Raw genomic sequence first — 15,350 nt, 5'->3', positions numbered from 1 at the left:
GTCACTGTCCCTTCGTGGCGTACCGCGCCTCGGTGGCGTCCTTGGAGGGCGCCCACCACGCCTCGTTCTCGCGATACCAGTCGATCGTCGCCTGCAGGCCCGCGGTGAAGTCGGCGTACTGCGGCCTCCACCCCAGTTCGGTGCGCAGCTTGGCGGAGTCGATCGCGTACCGCAGATCGTGCCCGGCCCGGTCTGCGACGTGGTCGTAGGCGTCGCGGGGGTGTCCCATGAGTTCGAGGATGAGTTCGACGACGTCCCTGTTGCTCTTCTCGCCGTCTGCTCCGATGAGGTACGTCTCGCCGATCTCGCCCCGGTCGAGGATGGTCAGCACCGCTGTGGAGTGATCGTCGGCGTGGATCCAGTCGCGGACGTTCTCGCCGGTGCCGTAGAGCCGGGGCCGGATGCCGCGGATGAGGTTCGTGATCTGGCGAGGGATGAACTTCTCGACGTGCTGGTACGGGCCGTAGTTGTTGGAGCAGTTCGAGATGGTCGCGCGCACGCCGAACGATCGGACCCATGCGCGCACCAGCAGATCCGACGAGGCCTTGGTGGACGAGTACGGGCTGGAGGGGTTGTAAGGCGTCGTCTCGGTGAAGCGGGCGGGATCGTCCAGTGCCAGATCCCCGTACACCTCGTCGGTGGAGATGTGATGGAATCGCGTGCCGTGCCGCCGGGCGGCCTCCAGCAGCGTGTACGTGCCGACGATGTTGGTGTCGAGGAAGGGCCGCGGCTCGTCCAGCGAGTTGTCGTTGTGGGACTCCGCCGCGTAGTGCACCACGGCGTCGGCCTCGGCGAAGAGGCCGTCCACGAGAGCCGCGTCGGCGATGTCGCCCCGGACGAAGCGGAATCGGCTCTCGGGCAGGCCCTGCAGCGAAGCCAGGTTGCCGGCGTATGTGAGCTTGTCGAGCACCGTGACGTGGTGATCCGTGGCGTCCAAGACGTGATGGACGAAGTTGGAGCCGATGAATCCGGCGCCCCCGGTGACCAGCAGCCGCATCACTTCCCCCGCTCGAGCAGCTCGAGGAGGTACCCGCCGTAGCCGGACTTGCGCAGACCCTCGGCGCGCCGACGCAGATCGTCGTCGCTCAGGAAGCCCATGCGCCACGCGACCTCCTCGGGCGCGCCGATCTTCATGCCGGTCCGGCGCTCCATCGTGCGCACGTAGTCCGCAGCATCCGTCATCTGGTCGAACGTCCCGGTGTCGAGCCACGCCGTGCCGCGGGGGAGCACGTCGACACGCAGCGCTCCGCGCTCGAGGTAGGCCCGGTTGACGTCCGTGATCTCGTACTCTCCGCGCGCGGACGGCTCGAGCCCGCGGGCGATCTCCACGACGTCGTTGTCGTAGAAGTACAGCCCGGGGACCGCGTAGTTCGATTTGGGATGACGCGGCTTCTCCTCGAGCGACACCACGCGGCCCTCGGCGTCGAACTCCACGACGCCGTAGGCCGACGGGTCGCCGACCCAGTAGGCGAAGATGGCGCCGCCGGTGAGGTCCGAGAAGCGGTTGAGCCGGCTGCCGAGCCCCGGTCCGTACAGCAGGTTGTCACCGAGCACGAGGGCGACGGAGTCCCCGCCGATGAAGTCGGCGCCGATCGTGAACGCCTGTGCCAGACCGTCGGGCGACGGCTGCTGGGCGAAGGTGAGGCGGATGCCGAACTGAGAGCCGTCGCCGAGGAGCCGCTCGAACGCGGGGGCGTCGTGCGGAGTCGTGATCACCAGGATGTCGCGGATGCCGGCGAGCATCAGCGTCGACAGCGGGTAGTACACCATGGGCTTGTCGTAGACCGGGACGAGCTGCTTGGACACGCCGAGCGTGATGGGGTGCAGCCGGCTTCCGGATCCGCCCGCCAGAACGATGCCCTTCATCGGCTCCTCCCTCCGGTGTCCGCGCCGAGCACCTCCCCATACTGGCATCTCACGCGTGGCATCTCGCACGCGGAGGCGGTATGCGTCCGGCCCCGCGGGCGCGCTCTCGGCGGCAACGGCTTCGCGGGGGACGCTCAGGGCCGCGCCGCTATCATCGTCGTGTGCCGAACGCTGTTGACACTCCCCGGTCCACCGTCCTGTCCGAAGCCGGATCCTCTTCGGTCGTCCGCAAGAACGAATGGAGGGACGTCTTCGACGGCACCGTTCCCGAGGGCTGGGAGCCGACGATGTCGGTGTCGGTCATCATCGCCGCCTACAACAGCAAGACGCTCCCGCTCACGCTGGCGTCGCTCGCCGCTCAGGACTATCCCGAAGACCTGCTCGAAGTCATCGTCGTCGACGACGGCACCGAGCCTCCCGTCGAGCTGGGGGAGCACTGCCACCCCAACACCACGCTCATCCGCGTCGACCCCGAGACCGGGTGGGGGCGCTCGAACGCGACGGCGATCGGCATCGAGGCGTCCACGGGCGACATCATCTACTGGGTCGACTCCGACATGGTGCTCTTCCGCGACAACGTCCGCGAGCACGCGAAGTGGGCGCACTTCATCCCCGAGGCCGCGACGATCGGGCAGAAGGGCTTCGTCGAGTCGTGGGACTTCACCCCGGAATCGGTGGTCGAGCAGGTCCGGGACGGATCCGTCGCAGATCTGTGGGACCCGGCGGCGCTGCACGAGCATTGGTCCGAGGCGATCTTCCGCGACACCGATGACCTCAACACCTCGGCCGGCCGCAACTACTCGACCCACATGGGTGCCTGCGCGTCGGTGACGCGCTCGGTGTACGAGCAGACGAACGGGCAGGACCGGCGTCTGCGCCTCGGCGAGGACACCGAGATCGCCTATCAGCTCTGGCAGGCGGGCGCCGTGTTCATCCCGGCGCGGTCCGCGCGCTCGTGGCACCTCGGCCGGGGCACGGTCCAGGACCACGCCGAGAAGGTCGCCCGCGTCAACAACGTCCACTTCGCGCAGCGGATGCCGATCCCGCGGTACCGGCGCACGAGTCAGAACCGCACGTGGGAGGTTCCCCTCGTGCGCGCCGTCGTCGAGTTCGACATGGACACGGTCGACTACGTGCGCCCGTGCGTCGACCGCATCCTCAATTCGACCGAGACCGACGTCCAGGTGGATCTGGTGGGCCCGTGGCACCTGCTGACCGCGGACCGTCGCAGGGTCCTGGCGGACCCTGCCAGTGAGCTCTACCTCGTGCGCGAGTGGTTCCGCACCGAGGCCCGCGTGCGATTCTGCGACGCCGTCCCCGAGACCGTCTTCCCGAGCCCGTACCGGCTGGATGTGCCGGTGACGGTCGGCATGACCTCCGACAGCGTGCGCGAGATGTACCGCTACGCGGACCAGCGGCGGCTGGGCATGGTGCGGTTCATGGCCCCGGGCCACGCGCCCGAGGAGGCCGTCACGATCTGGGACAACGCGGCTGTGCACCGCGCACGCCCGTACGTCGGCGAGGGCGACAGCATCGAGGACGTCATCGACCGCGTGTGGGGGCTGGAATGGGCGCCCGAGTCGGTGTCGCGCATCGAGGACCTGCGCACCGCCGACCTGAACGCACCGGTCAGGCGGATGGATGCTCGCATCGCTGAGCTGACCGGCAAGCTCGACCGGGCGGAATGGATGCTGGAGAAGGAGCGGCGTGAGAACCCGACGATCCGGCGCGGGATGCGACGCGTCTTCTATGGCGTGGCTCGTCGGACGGTGCCGACGCTGCGCGCGGTCAAGCACCGAGTGAGTCCGTCGACGAGCGCTGCGCGTCCCACCGACCAGCAGAACGGTTGAGGAGTGCTATTGGGTCTTTTCAGCATTCGACTCACCGTCGACGATGTCGCCGACGCGCGGAGCGCGCTCACCGCGCGAGGCGTCCGCGGACGCCCGCTCGAGATCACGGTCGCGGATCCTTCGCTGTTGCGCGCCCTGACGATCAACCGGCGCCCGCCGCGGCGCACCAGGGACCTGACGCTGGTGGTGCACGAGTGGCTGCCGCCAGTGACCGGATGGCGCGGCCAGGCCCGGCTCGCCGACGCGGATTCCTTCGAGATACGCTATGACCGTCCCGGCCGCACGGCGACCGCGCGGATCCGCTTCGACAAGGAGTTCGAGGTGGCCGACATCGTCCGCCGCCTCATCGGCGCGTTCACGCCGACGACCCGCCTGATGGGGGCGGGCTTCCCCCGCATCGCCTTCGACGAGGAGATCGGCGACGACGCGGTGCGCCTGCTCGGTCGGCATGCGGCTGAACACAGCGCAGCTCCCCCCAGAGTGCTGGCCGGTGTGGGGTTGGCCTCGGCAGACGTCGTCGTGGCCGACGGTCACCGGGAGACGGATCCCGACGAGATGCTGTCCGTGATCGGTGTCGCACGCGCGCTCACGCCCAGCCACGAGCGCGCCCGCTCGGTCGCGCGAGACGAGATTCCTCTTGTGGATCTGTCTGTCCACAACCCGATCGGCCGCATCCAGCAGTACGAACCCGAGACGAAGTCCGCGTCCCTCCAATCCGACGGCGGTGAGCTGGTCCTGCGGGTCACCGACGAGCCCGCCGAGCGCGAGGTCCGCATGGCTGTCGGCGCACCCGTGCCGCGCGCGGTGGTCCGCGAGCTGACGGACGTCGAGGCGATCTCGCTCGAGGACCTGGTGATCGATCAGGCCGTCGCCGCCCACATCGACGCCCGCCTCGCCGAGGTCGCCGCCACGGGGACGATCCTGCACGACCTGCCCGAGGTCGCCGCCGCCGAGCTCACGCAGCTGCACCCGCGGCTGGTGGAGCTGATGCGTCTTCCGTACGCCCGCGCCGTCGGACTCGCGCGCGAACAGCGCTCGGTCGCGCAGCGGCGCGTCGCCATGCGCTCCCACGCCGGATACCTGCACCTCGCCGAACAGGTGGCCGCCGGGACGGCCGGCCGATCGCTTCCCCGCGTGAGCGTCGTGCTGTCGACCGTGCGACCGCATCGCGTGAGCGACGTCCTCGCGCTGCTGCTCGCGCAGACGTACCCCGACTTCGAGATCGTGCTCGCGCTGCACGGCTGCGACCCGGAGGTGGCGCGCGACTTCGACCGGTTCGTCGACACCGGACTCGTGCGCGTGCTCGAGCGGCCCGCCTCCCAGCCCTTCGGCAGCGTGCTCGCGGACGCCGTGCGCGCCTCGTCCGGCGATCTCGTCATGAAGGTCGACGACGACGACTGGTACTCGCCGAACGTCCTGTGGGATCTCGTGCTTGCCTACCTCTACTCCGGCGCCGATCTGGTCGGCAAGACGACGGAGTACCTCTACTTCGAGCGGATCCACCAGACCGTGCACCGCACGTTCGCCACGGAGCGCTATCACCGACAGCTCGCGGGCGGGGCCATGATGCTGCCCCGCGCCGTGCTGGACTCGATGGGCGGCTGGCGGCCGACCCGGCACTCCACAGACCGTTCGGTGCTCCTGGACGCGTTCCGCTCCGGCGGAATCGGATACCGCACGCACGGGCTCGGCTACCTGTACATCCGTCACGACGACGGGCACACGTGGGTGCGCTCGGAATCGCTGCTGCTCGAGAACTCGTTCGAGCAGTGGCGCGGCCTCGTCCGGCCGGAGGTGCTCGGCGCCGAGACCGGCCACCGGCCTTGATCAGGAGTCATCGAGTTCGCCTGAATAGAATGGTCCGGTTCACCACCCTCCCGAGAAAGCAGTCCCCTTGTCCGTTGGATCCATGATCGACACGTCTGCATTCGACGTCCCCGGCCGCGGGCGCGGCATCCTCGACGTCGCGCGGTGGACGTATCTCCTGCGCCTGCTGGTGCGCAAGGGAACGGCCACGCGCTACCGCAACTCCGTCCTCGGGTGGGTGTGGTCCTACGTCAAGCCCGGCGCCCAGTTCCTCATCTACTACTTCGTGATGGGCATCGTCCTGCAGTTCCACCGGGACGTGCCGAACTTCGCGATCTACCTGTTCTCGGGCATCGTCATGGTGAATCTCTTCAACGAGGCGTTCGGGAACGCGACCAGCTCGATCGTCGGCAACAAGGCGCTCGTGAAGAAGATCTACCTCCCGCGGGAGCTCTTCCCGATCGCCGCGATCATCGTGGCGATGATCCACTTCCTGCCGCAGCTCGCGATCCTCCTCGTCGTGTGCCTCCTCGTGGGGTGGACGCCATCGCTGCTGGCGCTGCTGGGCGCTCTGGCGGGGATCCTCCTCGTCGTCACGTTCGCGCTCGGGCTCGGGCTGTTCTTCGCCGGTCTCAACGTGCGGTTCCGCGACGCGCAGAACTTCGTCGACCTCATCAAGATGTTCTCCACCTGGACCTCGCCCGTCCTGTACACGTGGGCGCTGATCGACGCCGCCCTGCAGAACCACCAGTGGCTGTTCTTCCTCTACATGAGCAACCCGATCACGGTCGCCGTCGAGCTGGCGCACGCCGGATTCTGGGCGGGCACAACCGGCGAGCCCTACGTCTTCGCCGACATCTTCCCGATGGCGGCCGCGGTCGCGGTGGCCGTCGCCCTGGTGATGCTGGTCATCGGCCAGATCACCTTCAGCCGATTCGAACGAACGTTTGCGCAGGATCTCTGATGTCCCAGGCACTCACCGAAACGGCCGCCAAGCCGTGCATCGTCATCGACCACGTGTCCAAGCGCTTCCTGCGCCGGAACACGCATTCGTTCAAAGAGGCCTTCGTCGGCTGGATCAAGGGCAAGAAGGTCCGCGCCGACGTCTTCAACGCCCTCGACGACGTGTCGTTCCAGGTCGGTGAGGGCGAGTCCGTCGCCGTCCTCGGCCTCAACGGCTCGGGCAAGTCGACCACGCTCAAGCTCATCGCCGGTGTGATGCGGCCCGACAGCGGGCAGGTCCTCACGCGTGGACGCGTCGCCGGTCTCATCGAGGTCGGGGCCGGATTCCACCCCGATCTGTCGGGGCGCGAGAACGTCTACCTCAACGCCGCGATCCTGGGGATGGGCAAGAAGCAGATCGACGAGCGCTTCGACGACATCGTCGCCTTCTCCGAGATCGGCGACTTCATCGACCAGGAGGTCAAGCACTACTCCTCGGGCATGTTCATGCGGCTCGCCTTCGCCGTGGCGATCCACGTCGACCTGGACATCCTGCTGGTGGACGAGGTGCTGTCGGTCGGTGACGCGCCCTTCCGTGCGAAGTGCAACGCGAAGATCAAGGAGCTCACCGCGCAGGGCAAGACCATGCTCGTCGTCAGCCACAACGCGGGCACTGTGCGTGAGCTGTGCTCCCGGGGGATCGTGATCAGCAAGGGCAAGAAGGTCTTCGACGGCGACATCGAGACGGCGGTCGGATACCTTGACAAGCGCTGAGCGCGCCGCCGTCGTCGCCGCGGACCTGTCGCCGGACGGGCCCGACGGCGGCGATCGCCCGCTGCTCTCCGTCGTCGTTCCGACGCACAACGTCGCGCCATGGCTCGATGAGACGCTCTTCTCGATCCTGCGGCAGGATGTCGAGCGGATGGAGATCATCGTCGTCGACGACCACTCCGACGACGGCACGGTCGACATCGTCGCGGCGGCGGCCGCGGCCGACGATCGCATCCGGCTCATCCGCGCGACTGCGCGCGGGGGAGGCAGCGCGCGCAACCTCGGAATCGAGCACGCGCGCGGACGCTATCTGGTCTTCAGCGACGGCGACGACCTGGTGCCCGACGGCGCGTACCGGGCGATGGTCGACAGCCTCGAGGCCAGCGGATCGGACATCGCGATCGGGGACTACTGGAAGTTCTCGTCCGCGCGGGCATGGCATCCGACGGCGAGCATGGCCGGGTTCTCGCGGCACGGCAGCCGCCTGCGCGTCCTCGACGAGCCCACGCTCCTGATGAGCCGGCCGTGCTGGAACAAGACCTTCCGGCGCGAGTTCTGGGACCGCGAGGGGATCACGTTCCCCGATGCGCCCCGCTCCAACGACATCGTGCCGATGGTGCGCTCCTACCTTCGCGCTCCGGCCGTCGACGTCATCCCGGATGTGGTCTACCTCTACCGCGAGCGTCCGGGCGGATCGTCGATGACGTCGCGCGCAGGATCGAGCACGTCGATCCTGAGCTACCTGACGCAGGAGCTCGAGTGCGCGCGCATGGTCGACGAAGCGGACGATCACGCCCTGCGTCGCGTGTACGCCGCACTCATCTACGACCGTGACGGATTCGCCGCGCTGTCGAAGTACCTCGCCGCCCGAGACCGCAGCGAGCCGGCGGACTCCGAGGTGCTCGGCGTGCTGGGCGAGCTCACCGGCCTGACCGGCGCGATGCCCCCGATCGAGTCCCTCAAGCGCATCACCTTCCTGCTGATCGCCCGCGGCGATGTCCGTGGTGCCCGCGGGGCGGCACTGCTCGCGATCGAGGCCGCCGGCTCCGCTCGTGAGGCGGCGGTGCTGTGGACCGACGTGATCGACGGGGTCCTCGACGCCTCGGCGGCGCATGAGCTGGACGACCGGACGCTTCGCGACGGCATCCGCCACGTGCTCGCGAGCCGGGATCCCGGAGACCCCGAGTGGTTCGACGCGTGGGACGCGCTGCGCGAATCGGCGCTGCGCCTGGATCCCCAGCTCGTCGCCGCGAGCGTGCCGGAGCTGATGAGGCACCCGCTCGCGACGCCGGACGCCGTCGAGTCCGGTCGCGACGACGACGCGGCCCGCATCACGCAGATGCGCGGCGGCCGCGTGCTGCACGTGCGGGGATCTTCGGCCGAGCCGTCCCCGGAGACGGCGCCCGTTCTGCTCGTCGCCGATCGTCACGGTCGTCCGCGCCTCGTGCGGCCCCGACGGCTGCGGTGGAACGCCGACGGCGCGGCGTGGCGATGGGAGGCGACGTTCGCCGCCCGGTCGGTGCCGCTGTACGGCCACGCCCATGTCGCCATGCGCCATACCGACGGGTCGACGATCGCGCTCGACTCCGATGCGCCCGTCGCCGATCAAGAGGGATACGACTCGGTCCTGGTGGATCGCTGGGGGGCGACGAGCTGGGCGACGCGTCGCCGGCACTGGCTGCTGCGCGGCGCCCGCATCGTGATCGAGCCCCGCGCCCGCCGCCTACTGGGTCGCCTGCGCGCTCAGTTCCGCAAGAAGCGCTGAATACGCCAGCGAGACCCGCCACGGCGAGATGTCGCCCAGGAACGGCTCGAAGCTCTCGGGGCCGACATCCGCGAACAGGTCGTCGTCCGACAGCAGCTCGGCGATCGATTCGGCCGGGCGCTCGGGATCGAAGAACGCCACCCACGGCTCGCCGCCGAACTGGGCCCGCAGGTGCGGCTCGTCGGGGACCACGACCGGGAGCCGGAACGTGGCGGCGAGGTGGACGCTGCCGGAGTTGAGCACGGCCCGGTAGGGCAGCACCGTGAGGTCGGCCGCGGTGTACCAGCGCGCGATGTCGGCATCCGGGATGAAGTCGAACAGCGTGCGTGCACGCACCGACGCCGGGACCAGCTCGCCGATGCCCTTCTCGCTCCCCTCCTTGGCGACGCCGCCGAGCATGAGCACGAGGTCGTCGCGGTCGCGTCCGGCACGATCCACGGCCTCGACGAGGCTCCCCACGCCCTTGTAGGGGCGGATCTGGCCGAGGAACAGCACGGCGCGATCACCGTCGTTCAGATCGAAGCTCTCGCGGGCCTCCGCGCGCGTGATCCCGGTGTCGTAGATGCCCGAATAGCTGGGGTGGGGGATGATCACGGTCCGCTCGGGGGGCAGCACGCACGTGTCGGCCAGCAGCTCGGGAGTGCTCGGGGCCATGATGTGCACGCGGTCGGCGCACTCGGCGAGCAGCCGATAGAGCGCGATCTCCTCGTCGCGGTACCGCAGCTCGTGGGGGAGCCGGTTGTGGATGGTCCAGATCAGGCTCACGCCGCGCGAGCGGAGGCGACGGAGCTGCGGGGCGAGGCGCGACAGCCGGCGCTTGGCCCGGTTGCGCGTCGGGGCGTTCTGGAGGATCGGGGACGTCCAGTGGATGTGCAGGATGTCCCCGGCGCCCAGCCGCCGCATGGTGCCCGTGAGGTCGTTGTACGACACGGACGGGAGCACCTCGTAGCCGGCGGCGCGCGGCGCGAGGCCCAGCATCACCAGGTACGGGTTGTCGCGCCACGAGGGGAAGATCTGCAGCCGGGGGCCATGTCGCACGGCCGTCTCCTAACGTCGGGCCGTGCCGCGGAGGGCACGGAATCTCAGCACCACGGCCCGTGCGGCCCGGTACAGCAGATGGCGGGATTCGAGGCGCGACACGATCGAGCGCTCGAGCTCGGCGAGGCGCCGCTCGAAGTACAGGGCCATGCCGGAGCCGTCGGCGTCGACCAGGCGCCGGAACGCCTCGTCGCGCAGCAGCGCGTCGAACCGGGCGTGGGCGTCGCTCTCGGCGATGACGCTGTTGCCCGCGGTGCCCTGGGCGGACGGGCGCTGATGCCAGAAGACGAGCGGCTCGTCGTCCAGATACTCGAGGGGCCCGCGCAGGAGCACCTTCGTGTTGAACTGCCAGTCCGCCACCACCGGGTGGCGGTCGTCGTACAGGCCGATCTCGTCATGGAGGCGTCGGCGGTACAGGAAGGCGATGGGGACGAAGTGGTTGAACCGCATCTGGTCCATCAGCAGCGGCGCGACCGACTCCGGGACGAACTGCTCGGTCGCGAACGTCTCGTATCCCTCGCCGGCCGGACGCTCCCAGATGATCGTGGTGCGGGCGACGACGCCGTCGCGCTCCGGATCGGCGTCGAGGTAGGCGACCGCGCGGGAGAGGAACGCCGGGCTCCACCGGTCGTCGTCGTCGTGGAGGATGAGGTACTCGCCGGTCGCCTCCCGCACGCCCTGGTTCGCGGCGGGCCAGCGGCCGGTCGGCGCCGGGTTGTCGAACTGCCGCACGCGGGCGCGCTGCTCGTCGGTGAGCGCGGCGACGCAGCGGGCGACGGCCGCCGGGTCGCCTCCGTCGTTGACGATCAGCACCTCCCAGTCGTCGAAGTCCTGCGCGGCGATGCTCTCGAGCGCTCTCGAGAGCAGCACGGGACGGTCCTTGGTTCGGGTGATGATGCTCACACGGGGCGGCATGGTGGTACTCCGTTCTCGTTCGCGCCGTCAGTCGCCCGTGCCCAGCGCGGCGGTGAGCCCGCCGGACAGCGCCGGCACGAGCGTGCGGCTGAAGGATGCGGTGATGTGGTGGGCGTCGCGATAGACCACGACACCGCCGACGACCATCGGACACGTCTGATCGCGACAGTACTCGGCAGTGAGGTCCACCAGCGCGGCGCCGCTCGCGGCCGCGGCCGCGCGGAGCGGGTCGGCGTCCATGGTCCGGCCGGACCGGACGAAGGCGCACGTGTCGAACGCGAACTCGTCGGTGGTGGCGAGGCATTCGGAGGACGTCGGCGGGACCTCGGGGTTGTCCGCGACGGCGGCGACCACCGTCCCGTTGCGCTGCGCCTGCGCCCACCGCTGGGCGAGGGCGGCGGCCTTGGCGTCCTGGTCCTGGCGGCTGTACTCCGCGGAGTTGCGGCCGGTCTCGATGAGCAGGTCGTAGTCGCCGCTGAGCACGCGCGCGTCGATCGCCTGCTGGCGCGCCGCGCAGTCGGCATCCGGCTCGTCCGCGTACCACCGGCAGCCGCGTCCGACGTACACGTCCACGCTCCAGTCGTCGCGCTCTCCGATCACCTCGAGAGCCGGAATCAGCATGGCGGCGTGGGAATCGCCCACGAGCGCCACGCGCACGGCGTCGGGGCCGGTCGAGCCGATCGTGCAGGTCGTCGGATCCGGCGAGGGCTTCTGGTCGTAGCAGCGGTATGCGCCCCCGGTGTCCTCGTACAGCGTCGCGAGGGCGGGCACGAGATCGGCGGCCGACGTGACCTCGCTCTGTGCGTCGTCGCAGCCGGCCGCGGCCATCGCGTTCGCGCCGAGGCAGTTCGCCGGGTCCGGCAGCGCGGCAACGGTCTGCTCGCTCTGCTGCGACCCCGTCGCCCATGCTGCGGCCAGGGGCATGGATGCGGCGACGACCACGAACGCCATCGCGGCGGCGACCATCGCGCCGACGTGGCGCGGGCGCCATCGACGCGCCGCTGCACCGAACCGCACGGGATCCTCGATCCACTTCTTGGTGGCGGCGGCCGCGACGAGGGACAGCGCGAGGATGGCGACGTTCGAGAGCAGGTCCGTGGGATGCCCGAGCACCCAGGGCGCCATGATCACGAAGGGCCAGTGCCACAGATAGATGCCGTACGAGTGATCGCCCAGCCACTGGACGGGCGGCAGCGCGACGACCCGGTCCAGGGCGGGCACCGGGCCGCGCGGGCCCAGTGCGATGAGCGCCGCGGTCGCAGCGGTCGGGAGCAGGGCGGACGGACCGGGGAACACGGTGTCGGGCCCGAACGCGAACAGTGACACGGCCAGCGCAACCCAGCCGCCGAACCACACGATCGCCCGCGCCGGAGCGCCCGCGCGCCATGCCGGCGCCAGCGAGACGAACGCCCCGAGGGCGAACTCCCACATGCGGCTGTAGGTCGCGAAGTAGCCGATGCCCGGTGTCGTGATGCTGGTCCACGTGCTGAGCGCGAACGAGACGCCCGCCACCGCGAACAGCACGGCGACGAGCACGCGCCGCGGGCGGAGTCCGAGGCGGGCGGCCAGCAGCACCGCCGCGATGATCAGGAGGGGCCAGAGGAGGTAGAACTGCTCCTCGACCGACAGCGACCAGTAGTGCTGGGCGATCGGCGGCTCGTTCTCCTGACCGAGGTAGTCGACCGCATCGAACGCGAGCTGCCAGTTCTCGATGTAGAGCGCGCTGCCGATGACGGACCGCAGGTACTGGCCCTGCAGCGTCGCCGGCGCGAGCGTGACGGTCATCACGACGGAGGCGAGGAGCACGGTCAGCGCCGCAGGGAGCAGCCGGCGCGCCCGCGCCGACCAGAAGCCCGCCAGCGAGATGCGACCCGTGCGCTCCTGACGTCGCATCAGGTGGTCGGTGATGAGGAACCCGCTGATGACGAAGAAGACGTCGACGCCGACGTACCCGCCCGGGAGCGCGCCCGGCCACAGGTGGTAGAGGACGACAGCCATGACCGCCACCGCGCGCAGCGCCTGGATGTCGGCGCGCATGCCGCCCGGGCGCCCGGACTCGCCGGCACGCGCGTCGCCGGGGGCGACCGGCGCGGGGCTCGGGTGCGGCGACCGGCTGGTCGCTGAGCCTGTCATACGGTTGTCTGCCCTCGTCGGTCGGTGGTGGTCGCGCCGACCACGGCAGGCGGGGCGACCAATCAATGTTACGACCCCCGTGCGGAGAGTCCGCATCGTGCCGTCCAGGCGCCTCGTGCCGGTCGCCTAGACTGCTGTGTCGGGCAGGCAGTCGGTGCCCGCGGACGGAGAGCGCATGCACCCTCGAGCCACAGGCCGTGCACGGGCCGCGGCGGGCCTGCTCGGGCGCCGATGAACGGCGCACAGTGGCTCTCGCTCATCCCGGCGACGCTCGTCGCCGTGGCGGCGGTACTCGCTCCGGGACTGATCGCGACGTCCGCTCTGCGCATCCCGGTGGTCGCCCGGACCGCCCTCTCGGGAGCGCTCGGGATCGCGCTCATCGGTGCCGCGGGCGTTCTCGCCTCCCTGGTCGGCATCGCGTTCTCATGGTGGCAGCCCGCTGTGCTCGGCGTCGTCATCGGCATCGCCGTGTGGGCGGCGGACCGGCGGCGGCCGGTCGCGCTCCCGCGCGAGCGCTTGCGCGCGTGGGCGCCCGTGCTGGCGATGGCGGTGTCGACGGCGGTGATCTCGTTCGTGGCCTTCGCGGGCGTGCCCGACCCCGAGAAGGTCAGCCAGACGTACGACAACGTGTTCCACATGTCGGCCATCGCGTCGATCCTCGGCAGCGGCGACGCCTCCAGCCTCACGCTGCGCACCATCATCGAGACCGACCGGACGTTCAGCTTCTACCCCGCGGCATGGCACGCGCTGGCGGCCACGGTTGTCCAGGTCACCGGGGCGAGCCTGCCCGCCGCGGTGAACGCGTCGTGGATCGCGGCAGCCGGCGGCATCTGGGTCCCCGGTGCCATGTGGCTGGCGCAGACGGCGCTGACGCGCTACCGGCCCGGCGTCGTCGGGATGGTCGCGGCGCCGCTCGCGGCGGTCTTCGGCGGGATGCCCTACGTTCTGCTGTCGTGGGGGACCCTCTATCCCAACTTCCTCGCCAACGCGCTGATCCCCGTGGCGGTCGCCGTTCCGTTGGCATGGTGGCGCGCTCGCTCGGCTCGACGGGGACGCGCACGGCGTGCCGCCGACGCCTGGGGCGCCGCGGGGGTCGTGGCGGTGCTCGCCGCCGTCGGCTTCGCTCAGCCGCGCGCGCTCGTGACTTGGGCGGTGATCCTGGCGCCCGTCGTGGTCGCCACGGCCGTCACGCTGTTCCGGCGGGCGCTGGACCGGGGCGGACGAAGTCGCCGGCGTGCGTGGACCGCCCTGTGGACCGTCGTCGGCGCGGTCGTGGTCGTCGCCGCCGTCGGCTTCGCCTACGTCGTGCTCGCCCTCGGGCTGTTCGAGCGTCCGCTCGACGAGCGGCTCGGCGGACCGCAGGCGGCGGCGACCCAGTCCGTCGCGGCCGGCATCGGGCAGGTGCTGACGCTGGCGTGGCCCACGGGCGTCGGGGACGTGGTGGTGTTCCCCTCCCTCGTGCTGGCGGCGTGCGTGGCGATCGGCGCCGTGGTCGCCGTGCGGACGCGCGGGCTGCGATGGGTCGTCGTGGCGTACGGCATCCTCGCGGTGCTGTTCGCGCTCGCCGCGGGATCCGACGACGTGCTCACCAAGCTCGCCACGGCGCTGTGGTACAAGGACCGATATCGGCTGCTGTCCGCGCTCCCGATCCTCGGGGTGGTCCTGGCCACGCTCGGGATCCTGGCCGTCGCCGCCCGGATCCGCGCGCGCCGCAGCCTGCCGCCGAGCAGACTGGCTCCGATCGTGAGCGCATGGGTCGTGGCCGCGGTCACGGCCGCCACACTGACGCTGGGCGGCGTCTCGTCGTCCATCGCCGCGGTGTTCCGCATGCCCGAGACCGCCGCGCAGGACGACCTCGTCTCGGCCGAGCAGGTGCGGTTCCTCGCGTCATTGGACGAACTGGTCCCCGCCGGCCAGCTCATTCTCGGCGACCCCTGGGACGGCTCCGCCTGGACGTGGGTCTTCGGCGAGCACGAGCCCGTGTTCCCACACCTCAACGGCCAGTGGGATGCGAACCGCCGGGCGCTGGCGTTCCGCCTGGATCAGATCGAGGAGAACCCGGAGATCTGCGGCGCTCTGGACGCCCTGCAGGTCCGGTACGTGCTCTACTCGCCGCACGACCTCGATCAGGGCGATCCCGCCGGCGACTTCTTCCCCGGTCCCCATGCCGCGGTCGAGGCGGGGCTGTTCGAGCTGGTGGCCGAAGCCGGCGACACGCAGCTGTACCGCATCGACCAGTGCGGTCCGCTGGACTGACGTCCCAC

Annotated in this window: 11 protein-coding genes; 6 read left to right on the top strand and 5 right to left on the bottom strand. The window is 70.3% G+C overall.

Features of this window, described 5'->3' with window-relative positions:
* Nucleotide 1: 1 nt before the first annotated feature.
* Entirely contained in the window at nucleotides 2–997 is a 996-nt protein-coding gene (rfbB, locus tag P0L94_09025) for a dTDP-glucose 4,6-dehydratase (GenBank protein WES66207.1), read from the bottom strand.
* Nucleotides 997–1,866, bottom strand: a complete 870-nt coding sequence (rfbA, locus tag P0L94_09020) for a glucose-1-phosphate thymidylyltransferase RfbA (protein ID WES66206.1) — start codon at nucleotides 1,864–1,866, stop codon at nucleotides 997–999. Before rfbA ends, rfbB begins: the two co-directional genes overlap by 1 nt.
* Before the next feature lie 161 nt (nucleotides 1,867–2,027).
* Here rfbA and P0L94_09015 point away from each other — a divergent pair, with 161 nt between their 5' ends.
* The 5 genes from P0L94_09015 to P0L94_08995 all read left to right on the top strand — a co-directional run bounded on the left by P0L94_09015 (nucleotide 2,028) and on the right by P0L94_08995 (nucleotide 9,000).
* Nucleotides 2,028–3,716, top strand: coding sequence for a glycosyltransferase family 2 protein (locus P0L94_09015; GenBank protein WES66205.1), 1,689 nt, complete (start codon nucleotides 2,028–2,030; stop codon nucleotides 3,714–3,716).
* Between the two features lie 3 nt (nucleotides 3,717–3,719).
* A complete protein-coding gene (locus P0L94_09010; protein WES66204.1) occupies nucleotides 3,720–5,543 on the top strand; it encodes a glycosyltransferase in 1,824 nt (607 codons plus the stop codon).
* Nucleotides 5,544–5,625: 82 nt separating this feature from the next.
* Nucleotides 5,626–6,486, top strand: a complete 861-nt coding sequence (locus P0L94_09005; protein ID WES66203.1) for an ABC transporter permease — start codon at nucleotides 5,626–5,628, stop codon at nucleotides 6,484–6,486.
* Nucleotides 6,486–7,238: an ABC transporter ATP-binding protein gene (locus P0L94_09000; GenBank protein WES66202.1), complete on the top strand. Its 753-nt coding sequence runs from the start codon at nucleotides 6,486–6,488 to the stop codon at nucleotides 7,236–7,238. Before P0L94_09005 ends, P0L94_09000 begins: the two co-directional genes overlap by 1 nt.
* Nucleotides 7,225–9,000: a glycosyltransferase family 2 protein gene (locus P0L94_08995; GenBank protein ID WES66201.1), complete on the top strand. Its 1,776-nt coding sequence runs from the start codon at nucleotides 7,225–7,227 to the stop codon at nucleotides 8,998–9,000. The genes P0L94_09000 and P0L94_08995 overlap by 14 nt, the downstream gene beginning before the upstream one ends.
* Here P0L94_08995 and P0L94_08990 read toward each other — a convergent pair.
* The 3 genes from P0L94_08990 to P0L94_08980 are packed head-to-tail and all read right to left on the bottom strand — an operon-like array spanning nucleotide 8,959 to nucleotide 13,086.
* On the bottom strand, nucleotides 8,959–10,038 hold the full coding sequence (locus P0L94_08990; protein WES66200.1) for a glycosyltransferase: 1,080 nt from the start codon (nucleotides 10,036–10,038) through the stop codon (nucleotides 8,959–8,961). The genes P0L94_08995 and P0L94_08990 overlap by 42 nt on opposite strands.
* A gap of 9 nt (nucleotides 10,039–10,047) precedes the next feature.
* Nucleotides 10,048–10,941, bottom strand: coding sequence for a glycosyltransferase family A protein (locus P0L94_08985; protein ID WES66199.1), 894 nt, complete (start codon nucleotides 10,939–10,941; stop codon nucleotides 10,048–10,050).
* A 39-nt stretch (nucleotides 10,942–10,980) separates the two neighbouring features.
* Complete coding sequence (locus tag P0L94_08980) at nucleotides 10,981–13,086, bottom strand: acyltransferase family protein (protein ID WES66198.1); 2,106 nt, start codon at nucleotides 13,084–13,086, stop codon at nucleotides 10,981–10,983.
* 231 nt (nucleotides 13,087–13,317) lie between these two features.
* Here P0L94_08980 and P0L94_08975 point away from each other — a divergent pair, with 231 nt between their 5' ends.
* Nucleotides 13,318–15,342, top strand: a complete 2,025-nt coding sequence (locus P0L94_08975) for a hypothetical protein (GenBank protein WES66197.1) — start codon at nucleotides 13,318–13,320, stop codon at nucleotides 15,340–15,342.
* The last annotated feature ends 8 nt before the right edge of the window (nucleotides 15,343–15,350 follow it).

Source organism: Microbacter sp. GSS18, from assembly GCA_029319145.1.
Lineage (GTDB): Bacteria > Actinomycetota > Actinomycetes > Actinomycetales > Microbacteriaceae > Microbacterium.
The sequence above is the reverse complement of the archived record's forward strand: the minus strand, read 5'-3'. Positions and strand labels throughout refer to the sequence as shown.